This is a genomic window from Bradyrhizobium sp. SZCCHNS1050 (genome assembly GCF_032484785.1).
Classification (GTDB): domain Bacteria; phylum Pseudomonadota; class Alphaproteobacteria; order Rhizobiales; family Xanthobacteraceae; genus Bradyrhizobium.
In genome coordinates this window covers 2,763,796-2,778,441 of record NZ_JAUETR010000001.1, presented here as the reverse complement: position 1 = coordinate 2,778,441, position 14,646 = coordinate 2,763,796, and the positions used below count along the sequence as shown (strand labels likewise).

The following is a 14,646-nucleotide window of genomic DNA, read 5'->3' as shown; positions in this document are numbered from 1 at the left end:
GCCGCCGCAGCAATGCTTAATGATCGCGAGCTGAAACCAACCTCGCGACATCCGATGACACCCCAATTTGCTCCCGGCGCCATGGCCGGCCTGCGCGTGATCGATCTGACGCGCGTGCTCGGCGGCCCCTATTGCACGCAGATCCTGGCCGATCACGGCGCCGACGTGATCAAGGTCGAGCCGCCGGCCGGCGACGAGGTGCGTGACTGGGGTCCGCCCTTCCACGATGAGGACGCCGCCTATTTCGTCGGGATCAACCGCAACAAGCGCTCGATCGGCCTCGATCTCGCCTCAGAGGGCGGCCGCGCCGTGCTGATGCGGATGCTCGAGACGGCCGACGTGCTGATCGAGAACTTCAAGCCTGGCACCTTGGAGAAATGGGGCATCGGCAGCGACACGCTGCGCGAGACATTCCCCAAGCTGGTGCACTGCCGCATCTGCGGCTTCGGCGCGGATGGCCCGCGCGGCGGCAATCCCGGCTACGACGCGATCATCCAGGCGATGACCGGCATGATCGCGGCGACCGGTTCGCCGCAGAGCGGACCGATGCGGATCGGCGTGCCGCTGGTCGACATCACCACCGGACTCTATGCCGCGATCGGCATCCTGATGGCGCTGTCGGAGCGGCAGCGCTCGGGCATCGGTCAGTTCCTCGAGGTCACGCTGTATGAGACCGGTCTCGCGATCATGCATCCGCATACCGCAAACTACTTCATGCATGGCAAGCCGCCGTCGCTGACCGGCAACGAGCACCCGAACCTCGTTCCGTATGCGATCTTCGCGACCAAGACCGACGATATCTTCATCGGCGTCGGCAATGACGGCACCTTCCGCAAGCTCGCCAAGGAGATCGGCCGCCCCGAACTCGGCACCGATCCGCGCTTCGCCCGCAACAAGGATCGCGTCGCCAATCGCGAGGCGCTGCGCGCCGAGCTTGCCGCCGTGTTCAGCCAGTTCGAGGCGGAGCCGCTGTGCGACCGGCTGCTCGCGGCCGGTCTGCCGGCAGGACCCGTGCAGAAGATCGACCAGGCGCTGACCAATCCGCACACGATCTACCGCGGCGATGTCATCGAGAAGGACTGGTACAAGGGCGTCGCGTCGCCGATCCGGCTCGAACGCACCAAGCCGAGCCTGCGCTCCACCCCGCCGAAGTTCAGTCAGCACGCGCAGGAGGTGCTGACCGAGTTCGGTTACACGCCGAGCGAGATCGAGGCGCTGCTGTCCCAGGGCACGGTGTGCGCCGAGCGCAAGCGCTGAGGCGCCATCAGCCTGTCGTTTCTCACCGTCAGCGCCGGCCGGGGCATCGCCCCGGCGCGGCGCCGTCTCCCGCAAGTCGCTGCGTTCCGCCGCGATGAACGCGCTTTCCGCTGACGATCCAACCGGTTATACATTCACGAAACTGTCATCTCGCGCTGCTACGGCCGCGACGCCGATGACGTTTCACGGGAGGTATTCTTTAATGTCACTTCGCCAATTCTGGACGGCCGCGACTGCGGCAGTCACGCTGGTCCTGAGCGCCGCAGCACCTGCGCATGCCGTGACCGAAATCCAGTGGTGGCATGCGATGACCGGCGCCAACAACGACGTCATCGTCAAGCTCGCCAACGATTTCAACGCCTCGCAGTCCGACTACAAGGTCGTCCCGACCTACAAGGGCAACTACGCCGACACGATGAATGCCGGCATCGCCGCCTTCCGCGCCGGCAATGCGCCCCACATCATGCAGGTGTTCGAGGTCGGCACCGCCACCATGATGGCCGCCACCGGCGCCGTGAAGCCGGTCTACAAGCTGATGCAGGACGCCGGCGAGACGTTCGACCCGAAGAGCTATCTGCCTGCGATCACGGGCTACTACTCGACCTCCAAGGGTGAGATGCTGTCGTTCCCCTTCAACTCGTCCTCCACGGTGATGTGGGTCAATCTCGACGAGCTGAAGAAGGTCAACGCCGAGATCCCGAAGACCTGGCCCGAGCTGTTCGAGACCGCCAAGAAGCTGAAGGCGGCCGGCCATCCGACCTGCGGCTTCTCGGGCTCGTGGGTCACCTGGGTCAATCTCGAGCAGCTCTCCGCCTGGCACAACGTGCCGCTGGCCAGCAAGGCGAACGGTCTCGACGGCTTCGACACCGTGCTGGAGTTCAACGGTCCGCTGCAGGTCAAGCATCTCGAAAACCTGGTCGAGCTGCAGAAGGACAAGACCTACGACTATGCCGGCCGCACCAACACCGGCGAGGGCCGCTTCACCTCGGGCGAATGCCCGATCTACCTGACCTCGTCGGCGTTCTTCGGCAACGTCAAGGCCCAGGCCAAGTTCGCCTTCACCGCCGCGCCGATGCCGTATTATCCGGACGCCAAGGGCGCGCCGCAGAACTCGATCATCGGCGGCGCCTCGCTCTGGGTGATGGGCGGCAAGAGCGCGGACGAATACAAGGGCGTGGCGAAGTTCCTGACCTTCCTCTCGGACACCGATCGTCAGGTCTACATCCACAAGGCCTCGGGCTATCTGCCGATCACCAAGGCGGCCTATGCGAAGGCCAAGGCCGAGGGCTTCTACAAGGATCAGCCCTATCTGGAGACGCCGCTGCTCGAACTGACCAACAAGGAACCGACGGAGAATTCCCGCGGCCTGCGTCTGGGCAACATGGTGCAACTGCGTGACGTCTGGTCGGAGGAAATCGAGCAGGCCCTGGCCGGCAAGAAGACCGCCAAGCAGGCGCTGGACGCCGCCGTCGAGCGCGGCAACCAGATGCTGCGCCAGTTCGAAAAGACGGCCGTGAAGTGAGGCCATGAGCCGGCAGGCCGCCCCGCGGCCTGCCGGTTCGCCGACCGACCATGCAGAAGAACGCCATCTTTCAGTCAAAACTGCTGCCGTTCGTGCTGGTCGCTCCCCAGCTCGCGATCGTGCTGATCTTCTTCTATTGGCCCGCGATCCAGGCCGTCATCCAGTCGTTCCTGCTGCAGGACGCGTTCGGCCTGTCCACGAGCTTCGTCTGGTTCGAGAACTACGCCGACCTGCTCACCCAGCCGGACTATTTCCAGGCCATTCTCCGCACCTTCGGCTTCTCCTTCGCCATCGCGCTCTCGTCGCTGTCGGTCGCACTGCTGCTCGCGGTCATGGCGGATAAGCCGTTGCGTGGCGTCACGCTGTATCGCACGCTGCTGATCTGGCCCTATGCCGTGGCGCCGCCGGTGGTGGGCGTGCTCTGGATCTTCATGCTCCACCCGTCGCTCGGCGTGATCTCGCGCTATCTGCGCGCTGTTGGCATCGACTGGAATCCGCTGCTCGACGGCGACCAGGCGGCGCTGCAGATCATCCTCGCGGCCGCCTGGAAGCAGATCTCCTACAACTTCCTGTTCTTCCTCGCCGGGCTGCAGAGCATCCCCCGGAGCGTGCTCGAGGCCGCCGCGATCGACGGCGCGCGGCCGATGCGGCGGTTCTGGACCGTGACCTTCCCGCTGCTGTCGCCGACCATCTTCTTCCTGCTGGTCATCAACATCGTCTACGCCTTCTTCGAGACCTTCGGCATCATCGACACGATGACCCGCGGCGGTCCTGGCAAATCCACCGAGACGCTGGTCTACAAGGTCTATACCGATGGCCTGCTCGGCGGCAATCTCGGCTCGTCGGCCGCACAATCCGTCGTTCTGATGGTCATCGTCATCGTGCTGACGGCGATCCAGTTCCGCTTCGTCGAGCGCAAGGTGACCTACTGATGGTCGAGCAAGAAGGCATTCGACGCTACGTCGCGCACGCCATCCTGTGGATCGGAATCGCGATCGTCGCGTTCCCGGTCTATCTCGCATTCGTCGCCTCGACGCAGGACAATGCGGTGATCGCCAACGGGCAGATGTCGCTGCTGCCTGGCGGGCACTTCCTGTCGACCTACTATCAGACGATCTTCGTTGGCACGAGCGGCTCGACCCGCGAGCCGGTTGCGACCATGCTTTTGAACTCGCTGGTCATGGCGCTGCTGATCGCCGTCGGCAAGATCGCGATCTCGATCATCTCGGCCTATGCGGTCGTCTACTTCCGCTTCCCGTTCCGCATGGCGATCTTCTGGCTCATCTTCATCACCCTCATGCTGCCGGTCGAGGTGCGCATCTATCCGACCTACAAGATCGTCGCCGACCTCCACATGCTCGACAGTTATGCCGGGCTCGCGCTGCCGCTGATCGCGTCCGCCACCGCCACGCTGCTGTTCCGCCAGTTCTTCATGACGGTGCCGGACGAGCTGCTGGAGGCGTCCCGCATCGACGGCGCCGGGCCGTTCCGCTTCTTCTGGGACACCCTGCTGCCGCTGTCGCGCACCAACATGGCGGCGCTGTTCGTGATCCTGTTCATCCTCGGCTGGAATCAATATCTCTGGCCGCTGCTGATCACGACGCGCGACGACATGCAGACCATCCAGATCGGCATCCGCAAGATGATCACGACGACCGACGCGCTGACGGAGTGGCCGGTCGTCATGGCGACCGCCGTGCTCGCGATGCTGCCGCCGGTGTTCGTCGTCGTCGTCATGCAGCGCCTGTTCGTCAAGGGGCTGGTGGAGACGGAAAAGTGACGAGGGGGCGAATGGCGAATAGGGAATGGCGAATAGGGATATTTGCCCAACAACTCGCTTCGTCCCCTTCCCTATTTGCTACTCCCCATTCGCTATTCGCTAGGTAACCCATGGCCAACGTCACCCTCCGCAACGTCCGCAAGGTCTACCAGGGCGGCTTCGAAGCCATCAAAGGGGTCGATGTCGATGTCGGCGACGGTCAGTTCTGCGTGCTGGTCGGGCCGTCGGGCTGCGGCAAATCCACCCTGCTGCGGATGGTCGCGGGGCTCGAGACGATCACCTCGGGCGAGATCGACATCGGCGGCCGCATCGTCAATGCGATCGAGCCGGCGGATCGCGACATCGCGATGGTGTTCCAGAACTACGCGCTCTATCCGCACATGACCGTCTACAACAACATGGCCTACGGCCTGCGCAATCGCGGCATGGCGGAAAAGGAGATCAGGACGCGGGTCGAGGACGCCGCACGCATCCTCGAGCTCGGCACCATGCTCGAGCGGAAGCCGCGCCAGCTCTCCGGCGGCCAGCGCCAGCGCGTGGCGATGGGCCGCGCCATCGTGCGCCAGCCCAAGGTGTTCCTGTTCGATGAGCCGCTCTCGAACCTCGACGCCAAGCTGCGCATCGCGATGCGGGTCGAGATCCGCAAGCTGCAGCGCCGGCTCAACACCACCGCGATCTACGTCACCCACGACCAGCTCGAGGCGATGACGCTCGCCGACATCTTGGTGGTGATGAACGGCGGGAAGGTCGAGCAGATCGGCAATCCGCTCGAGATCTATCAGCGTCCCGCCACCACCTTCGTCGCATCCTTCATCGGCGCGCCGCCGATGAACCTGATGCCGACCGATGGCGTGCGCGCCCAGCTGCTCGGCGCCGACGCGGTTCCCCAAGAAGCGGGCCAGCTCGGCATCCGGCCTGAGGATTTCCAGCTCGGCGACACCGTTCCGGCGGGCGGGGTCGGGCTCGACCTCCGGGTCGAGGCGATCGAGCATGTCGGCGCCGAGACCTATGTCTACGGCGCACGCCAGGACGCGGGCAGCGATGACCGGCTCTCCGCGACCGCCAACGACATCATCGTGCGGCTGCCGGGTACCGCCGCGCCGGAGATCGGCGCACGGATTCGCGCCGTGGCGCCGCGGGCCAAGCTGCATCTGTTCTCGGCCGACGGCCGTCGGCGGCTGTCCGTTTAAACCCTTCCACAGACAGGCTGTTCCGGCACATTCGGGGTGCTTGAACGCGCCCCGGATCGTGCCCATATTGCTGCTCAAGGGGTGCCGTCAGGGCCCTGATACATCAAAGTCGCTTCGAGAGGACTTTGTAAACCATGTCTCGTGTTCCTTCGCTCTCCAGCCCGTTCCTGCTGGGCTTCGACGAGATCGAGCGCGTGCTCGACCGCGTCGTCAAAGGTGCCGACGGCTATCCGCCCTACAATATCGAGCGGTTCGAACGCACCAATGGCCAGCCCGAGCGTCTGCGGATCACGCTGGCGGTGGCGGGTTTCACCCGCGACCAACTCGATGTCACCATTGAGGAAAACCAGCTCGTCATCCGCGGCCGGCAGCAGGACGACAAGACCAGGCAATACATTCATCGCGGCATCGCCGCGCGCCACTTCCAGCGCACCTTCGTGCTGGCGGAGGGAATGCATGTGCTTGGTGCGGATCTGAAGAACGGGCTGTTGTCGGTCGATCTGGCCAGGCCAGAGCCTGAGCGGATCGTTAAGACAATAGCGATCAATGAACACGAATAATGGTTTGATGGAACGAGTAGCGGACTCGACCGCTTGAGTCTCAGAAGGAGTCGAGACCATGACTGAAGGTAATGTTGCGTCGGAATCCCCCGTCTCCCTGGAGTCGCTGGCGACCTTGGGCGAGGGCCACATCGCTTACGTGAAGCAGATCCGCTCCGAGGACGTACCGGGACTGTTTCCGCAGGCGCCGCACATCGCGCCGGGACTGAAGCTGTTCGCCTTGCATGCCGCCGACGGCACGCCGATCATGCTCACCGACAGCCGCGAAGCCGCGATCGCGAATGCGTGGAGTCACGAACTCCAGGCCGTGAGCGTCCACTGACGCAAAGGCCGAGCCGCAGCGCTGACAGCGACCGCTTCTCGTGAGATTCAACGCTCGTTGAGACGCGATGCTCATGAGGAGCATGCAGCTCAAGGACTGACACGAGGGCGGTCCCCGGAAACGGGGACGGCCCTTTTTTCTGCTCGTAGCGATGGCCGCGCATGACCTTGATGACGACACCCATGAGCCCGGCCGGACTGCATGCAGATCCTGCGCTTGCGGACGCACTGCTCGCGCTCAACAATGCGCATGCCTCCGAGCTGTCGTGGCTCACGCCCGAAACGCTCATGCAGCTGCTCGATCGGGCATGGCTGGCCTGGCGAATTGGCAGGGCCGATGCGTTGATGATCGCGCTCGACCACGCCGCCGTCTACGATAATCCCAATCACCGCTGGTTTCGCGCGCGCTACGATCGGTTCGTCTATGTCGACCGCATCGTGGTGGCGCCGGCCGCCCGCGGCCGGGGCCTGGCGCGGCAGCTCTATGAGGAGCTGATTCGGGAGGCGACCGCGGCGGGCCACGACCGCATCGTCTGCGAGGTCAATCTGGATCCGCCCAATCCGCAGTCGGACGCGTTTCATGCTGCGCTCGGCTTCGCGCCGCTGGCGACGGCCGGCATCCATGGCGGCGCCAAGACGGTGCGCTACATGGCGAGATCATTACGATAGCCGGCCAAGGACGAAGCGGCTGCTGAAGTGCGTTTGAGAAATTTGTTTCCGTCGATGTCCGGAACGGTCAATTTGACAACCAGATACAATCCGACCCGGTTTAAGGCGAAGGTGTCTAATCCTTAAGTTGTCCCTGTTGCGGCACGCGCTAGTCCGATGTGTGACGAGCATGTGTAGGGATGGCAGATGCATGGATCACGGCTTGATGCAGGCGTCTTTCGAGAGCTTGCGCTCGGGACCCTACCCAACCGGCACGTCTTTCTTGACAGTCCTCCGCCTGGGCCCAGCCCTTACTACGTCATCTGCAACAGCGTGCCGAAAGCGGGGACGTACCTGCTGGTCGAACTCGTCAGAGCGCTGGGCGGTCATGTCGATGTCGGCTATCACACCTACACGTCATCGATCAGCAAGCTGAATCCCGACGGTTCGCTCGACTACGGACGCGCGCTTCCGGCCCCGCTCTGGGCGTCGGCCCTGCGCTCCGGCTACTCCTGCGCCTCGCACACCGAGTATTGTCCGTATCTCGAGCAATACCTCCTGGGCAGACCGGAACACAAGATGCTGTTCATCGTCCGCGACCCCCGCGACATCGTCGTGAGCTGGGTCGACTTCGTCTACCACTCGGCGGCCTATCCGAAGATGCGGAAGTGGAACGCCTATCTGCGGTCGGCCGGATCGGCCGCTCACCCCGATGACGCCTCCCGAATCACATCGACCCTCCTCTCTTTGCCCCGATCGGGCATCAAGAAGTTCATGAGCTGGCTGGACTCGCCAGCCTGCCTGACCGTGAAGTTCGAAGAGCTCTATTCAGAGCTCGCGATCGACGATGTGGCGCGGTCGTCGTTTCCTGTCCTCAATCGCATCTGCGACTACCTGGGACTTCCGCGCAAGACGGCCGCGGAGCTCGATGTGCTCGGCCGCGGCCTGACGTCGTCGGGACGCGGCCGGAAGGTCGGCATCTACAAGGAGCGAATGATGCCGCATCATTTCGACCTGCTCCGCAGCGAGGCATTCCAGGAGCTCGTCGTCGAGTTCGGCTACGAGCCGACGCCGTTGCACACGCCCGCGCGGACGAACGGGTTCGGGGCCGCGCGGAGGCTCGCCAGCAGGCTTTGTCGGTCCTTGCGGGGCGCCGCGATACGACGTCAGGCCGCGGAAGCGGGCGGCAGCGCCAGCACCGAATAGATCGCCTGGGCGTCGCGCGAGGCACGGAGCTTCTTGGCGACATCCTGGTCGCGGAGCAGCCGGGCGATCCGCGCCAGGGCCTTCAGATGGTCGGCGCCGGCGCCTTCCGGCGCCAGCAGCAGGAACACCAGATCGACCGGCTGGCCGTCCATGGCCTCAAAATCGATCGGCCGCTCCAGCCGGGCGAACAGGCCGAACAGCTTCTCCAGCTTCGGCAGCTTGCCGTGGGGAATCGCGACGCCATACCCGACGGCCGTGGTTCCGAGCTTCTCCCGCTGCAGCAGCACTTCGAACACGTTGCGCTCGTTCTGCCCGGTGAGCGCGGCCGCGCGCGCGGCGAGCTCCTGCAGCGCCTGCTTCTTACTGATGACCTTCAAAGCCGGCACGATCGCCTCGGGTGCGACCAGATCGGTAATCGGCATAGGGCGTTCCGAGGTGATTGAACCGTCAGGGTGCGAAATAGGTCGGGACAGACCGGCGTCAAGAAGCTGAGGCGGCAGGCGGGCTTAACCCGTGTCCGATGGGTGGGCTTCTACCCCAACGCAACGGCCGTGCCAACACCCGCAAGCGCGTTCCCGCAGCCTATCCTTAAAGATCGCCGGAGCGTGGCGGCCTGAAGGCGCCAGCGCCCCAACCGCTTGATCGCATCCCTTCATTGCCGTGGCGTGACGTCGCAACCGGTCCGCCAACCACCTGATCGGGAACCGGTTTTCACGCCGCCGGGAGATCCCTGGAAGGCGTCCGCGCGGCTACGGTTTCACCGCCGGCGGATCGACCCAGCCGATATTGCCGTCGGCGCGGCGGTAGATGATGTTCACCCGGCCGCTGGAACCGTGCTGAAACACCATGCAGGGCGCGCCCGAAAGATCGAGCTCCATCACGGCTTCGGACACCGACAGGCGCTTCAACGCCGTGGTGTTCTCGGCAATGATCACCGGGCTGTAGCCGGTGATCTCCTCGTCGCCCTCGGCCGGCGCCTCGATCACGTAGCTCGGCGCATCCAGCACCGCGCCGTCGAGATTGGCGAGCGCCGCATTGGCGGCGTGGGATTTGCGCCCCGAGCGGTCCTTCAGCCGGCTCTTGTAGCGGCGCAGGCGCTTCTCGATCATCAGGAGCGCCTGGTCGGCGCTGGCATAGGCGTCCGGCGCGTTCGATTCGGCCTCCAGGGTGATGCCCGAATCGAGGTGCAGCGCGCAATCGGTCTTGAACCCGAAACCGTCCTTGGAGAGCGTGACATGGCCGGAATAGTTGCCGTCGAAGTATTTTCGCAAGACTTCGTCGGTGCGCTCGCTGACGCGCCCACGCAGCGCTTCGCTGACGCTGATGCTCTTTCCGGAAATCCGCAGGGTCATGTGTCGCCTCGATTCATGTGAACCAAGTATGACACTAAGCCTATTTGGTTAAGGCGCAATCGCGGGGCACGGTCAAACTGACGCGGCATCCCGGGTGCGGTCGGCGCTGGCGGGAGCCGACAGGGCATGCGCCAGCATGCTCTGCTTGTCGCGGCGGCGCTGCACCGAGGACGGGATCCGCATCGCCTCCCGGTATTTCGCGACCGTGCGGCGGGCGATGTCGATGCCGGCGGCCCGCAGCTTCTCGACGATGGTGTCGTCGGAGAGAATTGCGGAGGGATCTTCCGCATCGATCAATTGCTTGATGTGATGGCGCACGGCTTCCGCCGAGTGCGCCTCGCCGCCATCAGCCGATGCGATCGAGGCGGTGAAGAAATATTTCAGCTCGAACGTGCCGCGATTCGTCGCCATGTATTTGTTGGCGGTGACGCGCGACACGGTCGATTCATGCATCTGGATCGCATCCGCAACGGCCTTCAAGTTGAGCGGCCGCAGATGCGCGACGCCGTGGGTGAAGAAGCCGTCCTGCTGGCGCACGATTTCGGTCGCCACCTTCAGGATCGTGCGGGCGCGCTGATCGAGCGCGCGCACCAGCCACGTCGCATTCTGCAGGCAGTCGGTGAAGTAGGACTTGTCGCCGTCCTTGCGGATCGTCTTCGACAGCTCGGAGTAATAGTGCTGGTTCACCAGGACGCGCGGCAGCGTGTCGCTGTTGAGCTCGACCAGCCAGCCGCCGTCGGGACCCGGGCGCACGTAGACGTCGGGCACCATGGTCTGTGTGCGCGTGGTGCCGAACTTCAGCCCCGGCTTCGGGTCGAGCCTGCGGATCTCGCCGATCATGTCGACGAGGTCCTCGTCGTCGACGCCGCACAGCTTGCGAAGAGCGACGAAGTCGCGCTTGGCCAGGAGATCGAGGTGCTCGACCAGCGCCTGCATCGCCGGATCGTAGCGGTCGAGCTCGCGCAGCTGGATCGCGAGACATTCGCTCAAATTGCGGGCGCAGATGCCGGGCGGATCGAAGGTCTGCAGCACGCCGAGCACCGCATCGACGTCGGCCTGCTCGGCGCCGAGGCGGTCGGCGGCCTGGCCGAGATCGGCGGGCAGATAGCCGGCCTCGTCGACGAGATCAATCAGGTACTGGCCGATCATGCGGTCGGCCGGCGCGGTGAAGGCCACCGCCGCCTGCTCGGCGAGATGATCCGACAGCGTGGTCTCGGCCGCGACAAAGGCTTCGAGATTGTAGTCCTCGTCGCCCGAGGCGCCACCGCCCCATTCGGTGTAGGTGGTCGGCGCGGCGTCCTGCGCATTGCGCGCCGCGGCCTCCGCCGGCTCCTCGGAGAACACGTTGTCGAGTCCGGTGTCGAGCGTCTGTTCGATCTCCGTACGGGTGCCGAGATCGCGGCTCATCCAGTCTTCCTGGGCGCCCTCGAAGCTGTCGCCGCCGCTGCCGCCGGCCTCGCCGAAATCGTCGCCGCCGGTCTCGCCACCTTCCGAGAACTCGGCGCGCTCGGACATCTGCTGCTCGCCCGCGACCGGCGCTTCCGGACCGTCGCTGGCCCGCTCCAGCAGCGGATTGCGCTCCAGCTCCTCTTCGACGAACGTGGAGAGGTCGAGATTGGACAGTTGCAGCAGCTTGATCGCCTGCATCAGCTGCGGCGTCATCACCAGCGACTGCGACTGGCGGAATTCTAATCTCTGCGTCAACGCCATGGGAGCAAGAACATTCCCTTACTGGTCCAATTCTTGCTTATCCTAATCCGCGCGCGATGTACACGGCTTGACGAATAAGAAAAACGGAGTATGGCGCGCGCGGAAGACGCAGTTACCGGCCCGCGAGGACTCGCTGGAAACAGCATTGATCGTAGTGGTTGCGTCGCTTGTCGCGGTCGCGACAAAAGCCTGCGAATACCGCGTCGGCAATCCTACAGCCGGAATTCCTCACCGAGATACAGCCGGCGCACGTCGGGATCGGCGACGATCTCCTCCGGGCTGCCTTCGGTGAGAATCTGCCCCGCGTACACAATGTAGGCGCGGTCGGTGAGGCCGAGCGTCTCGCGGACGTTATGGTCGGTGATGAGCACGCCGATGCCGCGGTTGGTGAGATGGCGCACCAATTGCTGGATGTCGCCGACCGCGATCGGATCGATGCCGGCGAACGGCTCGTCGAGCAGCATGTAGTTCGGGCGCGTCGCCAGCGCGCGGGCGATCTCGACGCGGCGACGCTCGCCGCCGGACAGTGCGATCGACGGCGACTTGCGCAGCCGCGTGATGGTGAATTCTTCCAGCAGCGCGTCGAGCTCGCGCTCGCGCTTCTTGCGCGACGGCTCGACCACTTCGAGCACGGCGCGGATGTTCTGCTCGACGGTGAGGCCGCGGAAGATCGAGGCCTCCTGCGGCAGGTAGCCGATGCCGAGCCGCGCGCGCTGATACATCGGCAGCCGCGTGACGTCATGGCCATCGAGCTCGATGGCGCCGCGATCGGCCTTGATCAGGCCGGTGATCATGTAGAACACGGTGGTCTTGCCGGCGCCGTTCGGCCCGAGCAGGCCGACGGCCTCGCCGCGGCGGACATAGATCGACACGCCCCGCACGACCTGGCGGCTGCCAAAGCTCTTCTCGATCGAATGCACGGCGAGGAAGCCCGGCCGGCGCAGCAGTTGCGGACCGCCCCCCGCGCCATTGTTGCGCGGCCTGGCTGGCGTCGGCTGCGAGGCCGGCCGCTTGCGCTGGATCTGCTCGGTGTTCTGCGGCGAGCGCGGATTGATGCGCGGCACCGTTTCATCGCGCACGGAGTCGGCGAGCGCGGCGAGCGGATCATCGCTGTAGGAATTGCCGAACGGATCGTCCATGGCCGTGATGTCGTCGCGCCGGCGCGAGGAGCCTCGCTGGCCGCGCTTGGCGGGACGCCCACGAAACATGCCGAGTAGATCCACCATCCCCGCTTCGCTTACGCCCTTCGAGGCTGCCCGTCATCGACCGCAGCGCTGGCTCGCCCGCTCACCGCGAGCGAACGCATCTCACCTCTCGCGGATCACAGGGAGCGCGAGGCCGGCCAAAGCGCGGCAGGCCGCGCTTCGGAGTTTGTCGTCTGACGGCGAAGTCGCGGTCGCCACGCAGGCGACCGATCGCAAGATCGCAATCGTGTCCGGCATCACTCTTTCGCAGCCACGCAACGGGTTCCACGGCCTCCCGTTGCATCGGCCCTGCGACAGAACCGCCCGCTCGCTAGATAGAGGCAGCAACGGCGCGGTTCAACTGGGCCGCCGGCGTTTTGCTAAATAATTGAAGTCACTTCGATTTGCCTGGACCGAGCTGCAGCGGCGCGGCGCTGCCCGGAGCCGAGGCCGTCGACGAACCGCAGCCGCCGCCGGCGCCGGCGCCCGCGCCCGCCTGCGGCAGCAGCACCTGGACGCCGCGCCCGCTGTCGGATTCGACGCGCGACACGCCGGTGGTCATGTCCACCGTCAGCCGGTCGCCGCGCATCACGTTCTTGCACTGGGTCAGCACCACGCCGCCCTGCATCGAGATCATGTTGGTCTTGGTGTCGTAGACCGCGGTCTCGCCGGTCACGACCTGGTCCTTCTGGGTCACCTTGACGTCGCCGCGCGCCTCGAGACGGCGGATCGCCGAGCTGCCGTCCGGCCCAGGCGTCGCCGCCGGCGTGGCCTTGGTCGCCTTGGCGCCGCCCGGCTGGGCGCCGCCGTCGTAGAACACCACCAGCGACTTCGAGGTCATGGTGGTGTCGCCCTGCACGACCTTGACGTTGCCGGTGAAGGTCGCCTCCTTCTTCTTGTCGCGCATCTCGAGCGCGGCGGCCTCGATCTGGATCGGCTGGTCGCGATTCTGCGAGAACCCCTGCAGCGCGTTGGGCACGCCGGTGGTCGCGCTCTGCGCCTGCGATGAGTCGGCAAGCGCGAGCAACGCCAGCGCGGCGAAGCCGGCGCCGCGAATCGCTACGGGAATGAAACGGCACGTGGTCATGAGGTCACTTCACGTTGCGGGCCGGACGGCCGGGATCGGCGCTCGCCGTCGTGGCCGGAGCGGCATTCATGTTGTCGAGGTTCATCATCACATTGCCCTCGAAGCGGATGACCTCGCCATTGTCGGTGATGCGCAGGCGGTCGGCGGAGAGCGTACCGTTGGTGAGCTTGACGTCGACGCGCTCGTCCGAGCTCACGGTGCCCTTGGCCATGTCGACCGAGGCCCGGCTCAGCCGCGCCTCGTAGCCCGTCGACGTCGTCAGCAGGATATCCTTCGTCAGCTCGAGCTGCTGCTGCTTGGTGTCGAACACGCCGGTATTCGCCTTCAAGGTCACCGTCGACTGATCCTCCATCAGCACCTTGGCGCGGAGGATGTTGAGCTCGACGTGATCGGGATCGGTGAGGTCCTGCACCGCGCTCCGGGCGACGAGATCATACGGCCGCTGGTCCGGCGTGAAGCCGGTGAGATGCGGCGTCTCCATCGTGATCTTGCGGCCGGAGATGACGAGGTTGCCGGTGAGATTCGGGGTGTTGATCTCCATGTGGAACGGATTGAACAGCGCGATGCCGATCACGACCGCCATCGCCAGTCCCACCGCCGCCGGCACCGCGACCCGCAGCACGCGCACGAAGCGGCTGTGGCGCGCCGCGACAGCGAAGCGCGCCTGCAGGGTGGGGTCATAGGCGGGGTTGTGGACCGAGTTCACCAGGGCTCCGACGGACACGGGGAGGCGCGCGAAACAGCGCCCATCCTACCATGGACGCCTTCACCATTGCAGCCTGGAACTGGCGCGAAATCGCGACGCGGGGCGGCTTGCGATCATTACGAG

At 65.1% G+C, this 14,646-nt stretch carries 15 protein-coding genes; 9 read left to right on the top strand and 6 right to left on the bottom strand.

Going from position 1 to position 14,646, the window contains the following annotated elements:
* Positions 1-54 precede the first annotated feature (54 nt).
* The 9 genes from QX094_RS12655 (at position 55) to QX094_RS12615 (ending at position 8,484) form a co-directional block, all read left to right on the top strand.
* Positions 55-1,257, top strand: a complete 1,203-nt coding sequence (locus QX094_RS12655) for a CaiB/BaiF CoA-transferase family protein (protein WP_315825665.1) — start codon at positions 55-57, stop codon at positions 1,255-1,257.
* 202 nt (positions 1,258-1,459) lie between these two features.
* Positions 1,460-2,779 carry a sn-glycerol-3-phosphate ABC transporter substrate-binding protein UgpB gene (gene ugpB / locus QX094_RS12650; RefSeq protein WP_316173508.1) on the top strand — a complete coding sequence of 440 codons (1,320 nt, stop codon included), beginning with the start codon at positions 1,460-1,462 and terminating at the stop codon, positions 2,777-2,779.
* A gap of 50 nt (positions 2,780-2,829) precedes the next feature.
* Positions 2,830-3,711 carry a sn-glycerol-3-phosphate ABC transporter permease UgpA gene (gene ugpA / locus QX094_RS12645; protein ID WP_316173506.1) on the top strand — a complete coding sequence of 294 codons (882 nt, stop codon included), beginning with the start codon at positions 2,830-2,832 and terminating at the stop codon, positions 3,709-3,711.
* Positions 3,711-4,559, top strand: coding sequence for a sn-glycerol-3-phosphate ABC transporter permease UgpE (gene ugpE, locus QX094_RS12640; protein ID WP_315825666.1), 849 nt, complete (start codon positions 3,711-3,713; stop codon positions 4,557-4,559). The genes ugpA and ugpE overlap by 1 nt, the downstream gene beginning before the upstream one ends.
* Before the next feature lie 110 nt (positions 4,560-4,669).
* Positions 4,670-5,749 carry a sn-glycerol-3-phosphate import ATP-binding protein UgpC gene (locus QX094_RS12635; RefSeq protein WP_316173505.1) on the top strand — a complete coding sequence of 360 codons (1,080 nt, stop codon included), beginning with the start codon at positions 4,670-4,672 and terminating at the stop codon, positions 5,747-5,749.
* Positions 5,750-5,883: 134 nt separating this feature from the next.
* On the top strand, positions 5,884-6,309 hold the full coding sequence (locus tag QX094_RS12630) for an Hsp20 family protein (RefSeq protein WP_006613108.1): 426 nt from the start codon (positions 5,884-5,886) through the stop codon (positions 6,307-6,309).
* A 58-nt stretch (positions 6,310-6,367) separates the two neighbouring features.
* Positions 6,368-6,631 carry a DUF1150 family protein gene (locus QX094_RS12625; RefSeq protein WP_009026315.1) on the top strand — a complete coding sequence of 88 codons (264 nt, stop codon included), beginning with the start codon at positions 6,368-6,370 and terminating at the stop codon, positions 6,629-6,631.
* Positions 6,632-6,792: 161 nt separating this feature from the next.
* On the top strand, positions 6,793-7,299 hold the full coding sequence (locus QX094_RS12620) for a GNAT family N-acetyltransferase (RefSeq protein WP_316173504.1): 507 nt from the start codon (positions 6,793-6,795) through the stop codon (positions 7,297-7,299).
* A 312-nt stretch (positions 7,300-7,611) separates the two neighbouring features.
* Positions 7,612-8,484, top strand: a complete 873-nt coding sequence (locus QX094_RS12615; RefSeq protein ID WP_316173503.1) for a hypothetical protein — start codon at positions 7,612-7,614, stop codon at positions 8,482-8,484.
* Here QX094_RS12615 and ptsN read toward each other — a convergent pair.
* The 6 genes from ptsN to lptC form a co-directional block, all read right to left on the bottom strand.
* Positions 8,445-8,906 (bottom strand): PTS IIA-like nitrogen regulatory protein PtsN, encoded by a 462-nt coding sequence (gene ptsN, locus QX094_RS12610; protein WP_315716874.1) that lies wholly within the window; start codon positions 8,904-8,906, stop codon positions 8,445-8,447. The genes QX094_RS12615 and ptsN overlap by 40 nt on opposite strands.
* Positions 8,907-9,233: 327 nt before the next feature.
* Entirely contained in the window at positions 9,234-9,836 is a 603-nt protein-coding gene (gene hpf / locus QX094_RS12605) for a ribosome hibernation-promoting factor, HPF/YfiA family (protein WP_315741249.1), read from the bottom strand.
* 72 nt (positions 9,837-9,908) lie between these two features.
* Positions 9,909-11,546 (bottom strand): RNA polymerase factor sigma-54, encoded by a 1,638-nt coding sequence (gene rpoN / locus QX094_RS12600; protein ID WP_316173502.1) that lies wholly within the window; start codon positions 11,544-11,546, stop codon positions 9,909-9,911.
* Positions 11,547-11,758: 212 nt separating this feature from the next.
* Entirely contained in the window at positions 11,759-12,772 is a 1,014-nt protein-coding gene (lptB, locus tag QX094_RS12595; RefSeq protein WP_315825670.1) for an LPS export ABC transporter ATP-binding protein, read from the bottom strand.
* Between the two features lie 352 nt (positions 12,773-13,124).
* Positions 13,125-13,817 carry an LptA/OstA family protein gene (locus QX094_RS12590; RefSeq protein ID WP_315825671.1) on the bottom strand — a complete coding sequence of 231 codons (693 nt, stop codon included), beginning with the start codon at positions 13,815-13,817 and terminating at the stop codon, positions 13,125-13,127.
* 4 nt (positions 13,818-13,821) lie between these two features.
* A complete protein-coding gene (gene lptC, locus QX094_RS12585) occupies positions 13,822-14,523 on the bottom strand; it encodes an LPS export ABC transporter periplasmic protein LptC (protein ID WP_315716868.1) in 702 nt (233 codons plus the stop codon).
* Positions 14,524-14,646 lie beyond the last annotated feature (123 nt).

Coding starts and splice junctions, on each gene's coding strand:
- QX094_RS12590 (WP_315825671.1), bottom strand. CDS start 13,817: ATGACCACGTGCCGTTTCATTCCCGTAGCGATTCGCGGCGCCGGCTTC.
- hpf (WP_315741249.1), bottom strand. CDS start 9,836: ATGACCCTGCGGATTTCCGGAAAGAGCATCAGCGTCAGCGAAGCGCTG.
- ugpA (WP_316173506.1), top strand. CDS start 2,830: ATGCAGAAGAACGCCATCTTTCAGTCAAAACTGCTGCCGTTCGTGCTG.
- QX094_RS12655 (WP_315825665.1), top strand. CDS start 55: ATGACACCCCAATTTGCTCCCGGCGCCATGGCCGGCCTGCGCGTGATC.
- QX094_RS12635 (WP_316173505.1), top strand. CDS start 4,670: ATGGCCAACGTCACCCTCCGCAACGTCCGCAAGGTCTACCAGGGCGGC.
- rpoN (WP_316173502.1), bottom strand. CDS start 11,546: ATGGCGTTGACGCAGAGATTAGAATTCCGCCAGTCGCAGTCGCTGGTG.
- lptB (WP_315825670.1), bottom strand. CDS start 12,772: ATGGTGGATCTACTCGGCATGTTTCGTGGGCGTCCCGCCAAGCGCGGC.
- QX094_RS12630 (WP_006613108.1), top strand. CDS start 5,884: ATGTCTCGTGTTCCTTCGCTCTCCAGCCCGTTCCTGCTGGGCTTCGAC.
- QX094_RS12620 (WP_316173504.1), top strand. CDS start 6,793: ATGACCTTGATGACGACACCCATGAGCCCGGCCGGACTGCATGCAGAT.
- ugpE (WP_315825666.1), top strand. CDS start 3,711: ATGGTCGAGCAAGAAGGCATTCGACGCTACGTCGCGCACGCCATCCTG.
- ptsN (WP_315716874.1), bottom strand. CDS start 8,906: ATGCCGATTACCGATCTGGTCGCACCCGAGGCGATCGTGCCGGCTTTG.
- ugpB (WP_316173508.1), top strand. CDS start 1,460: ATGTCACTTCGCCAATTCTGGACGGCCGCGACTGCGGCAGTCACGCTG.
- QX094_RS12625 (WP_009026315.1), top strand. CDS start 6,368: ATGACTGAAGGTAATGTTGCGTCGGAATCCCCCGTCTCCCTGGAGTCG.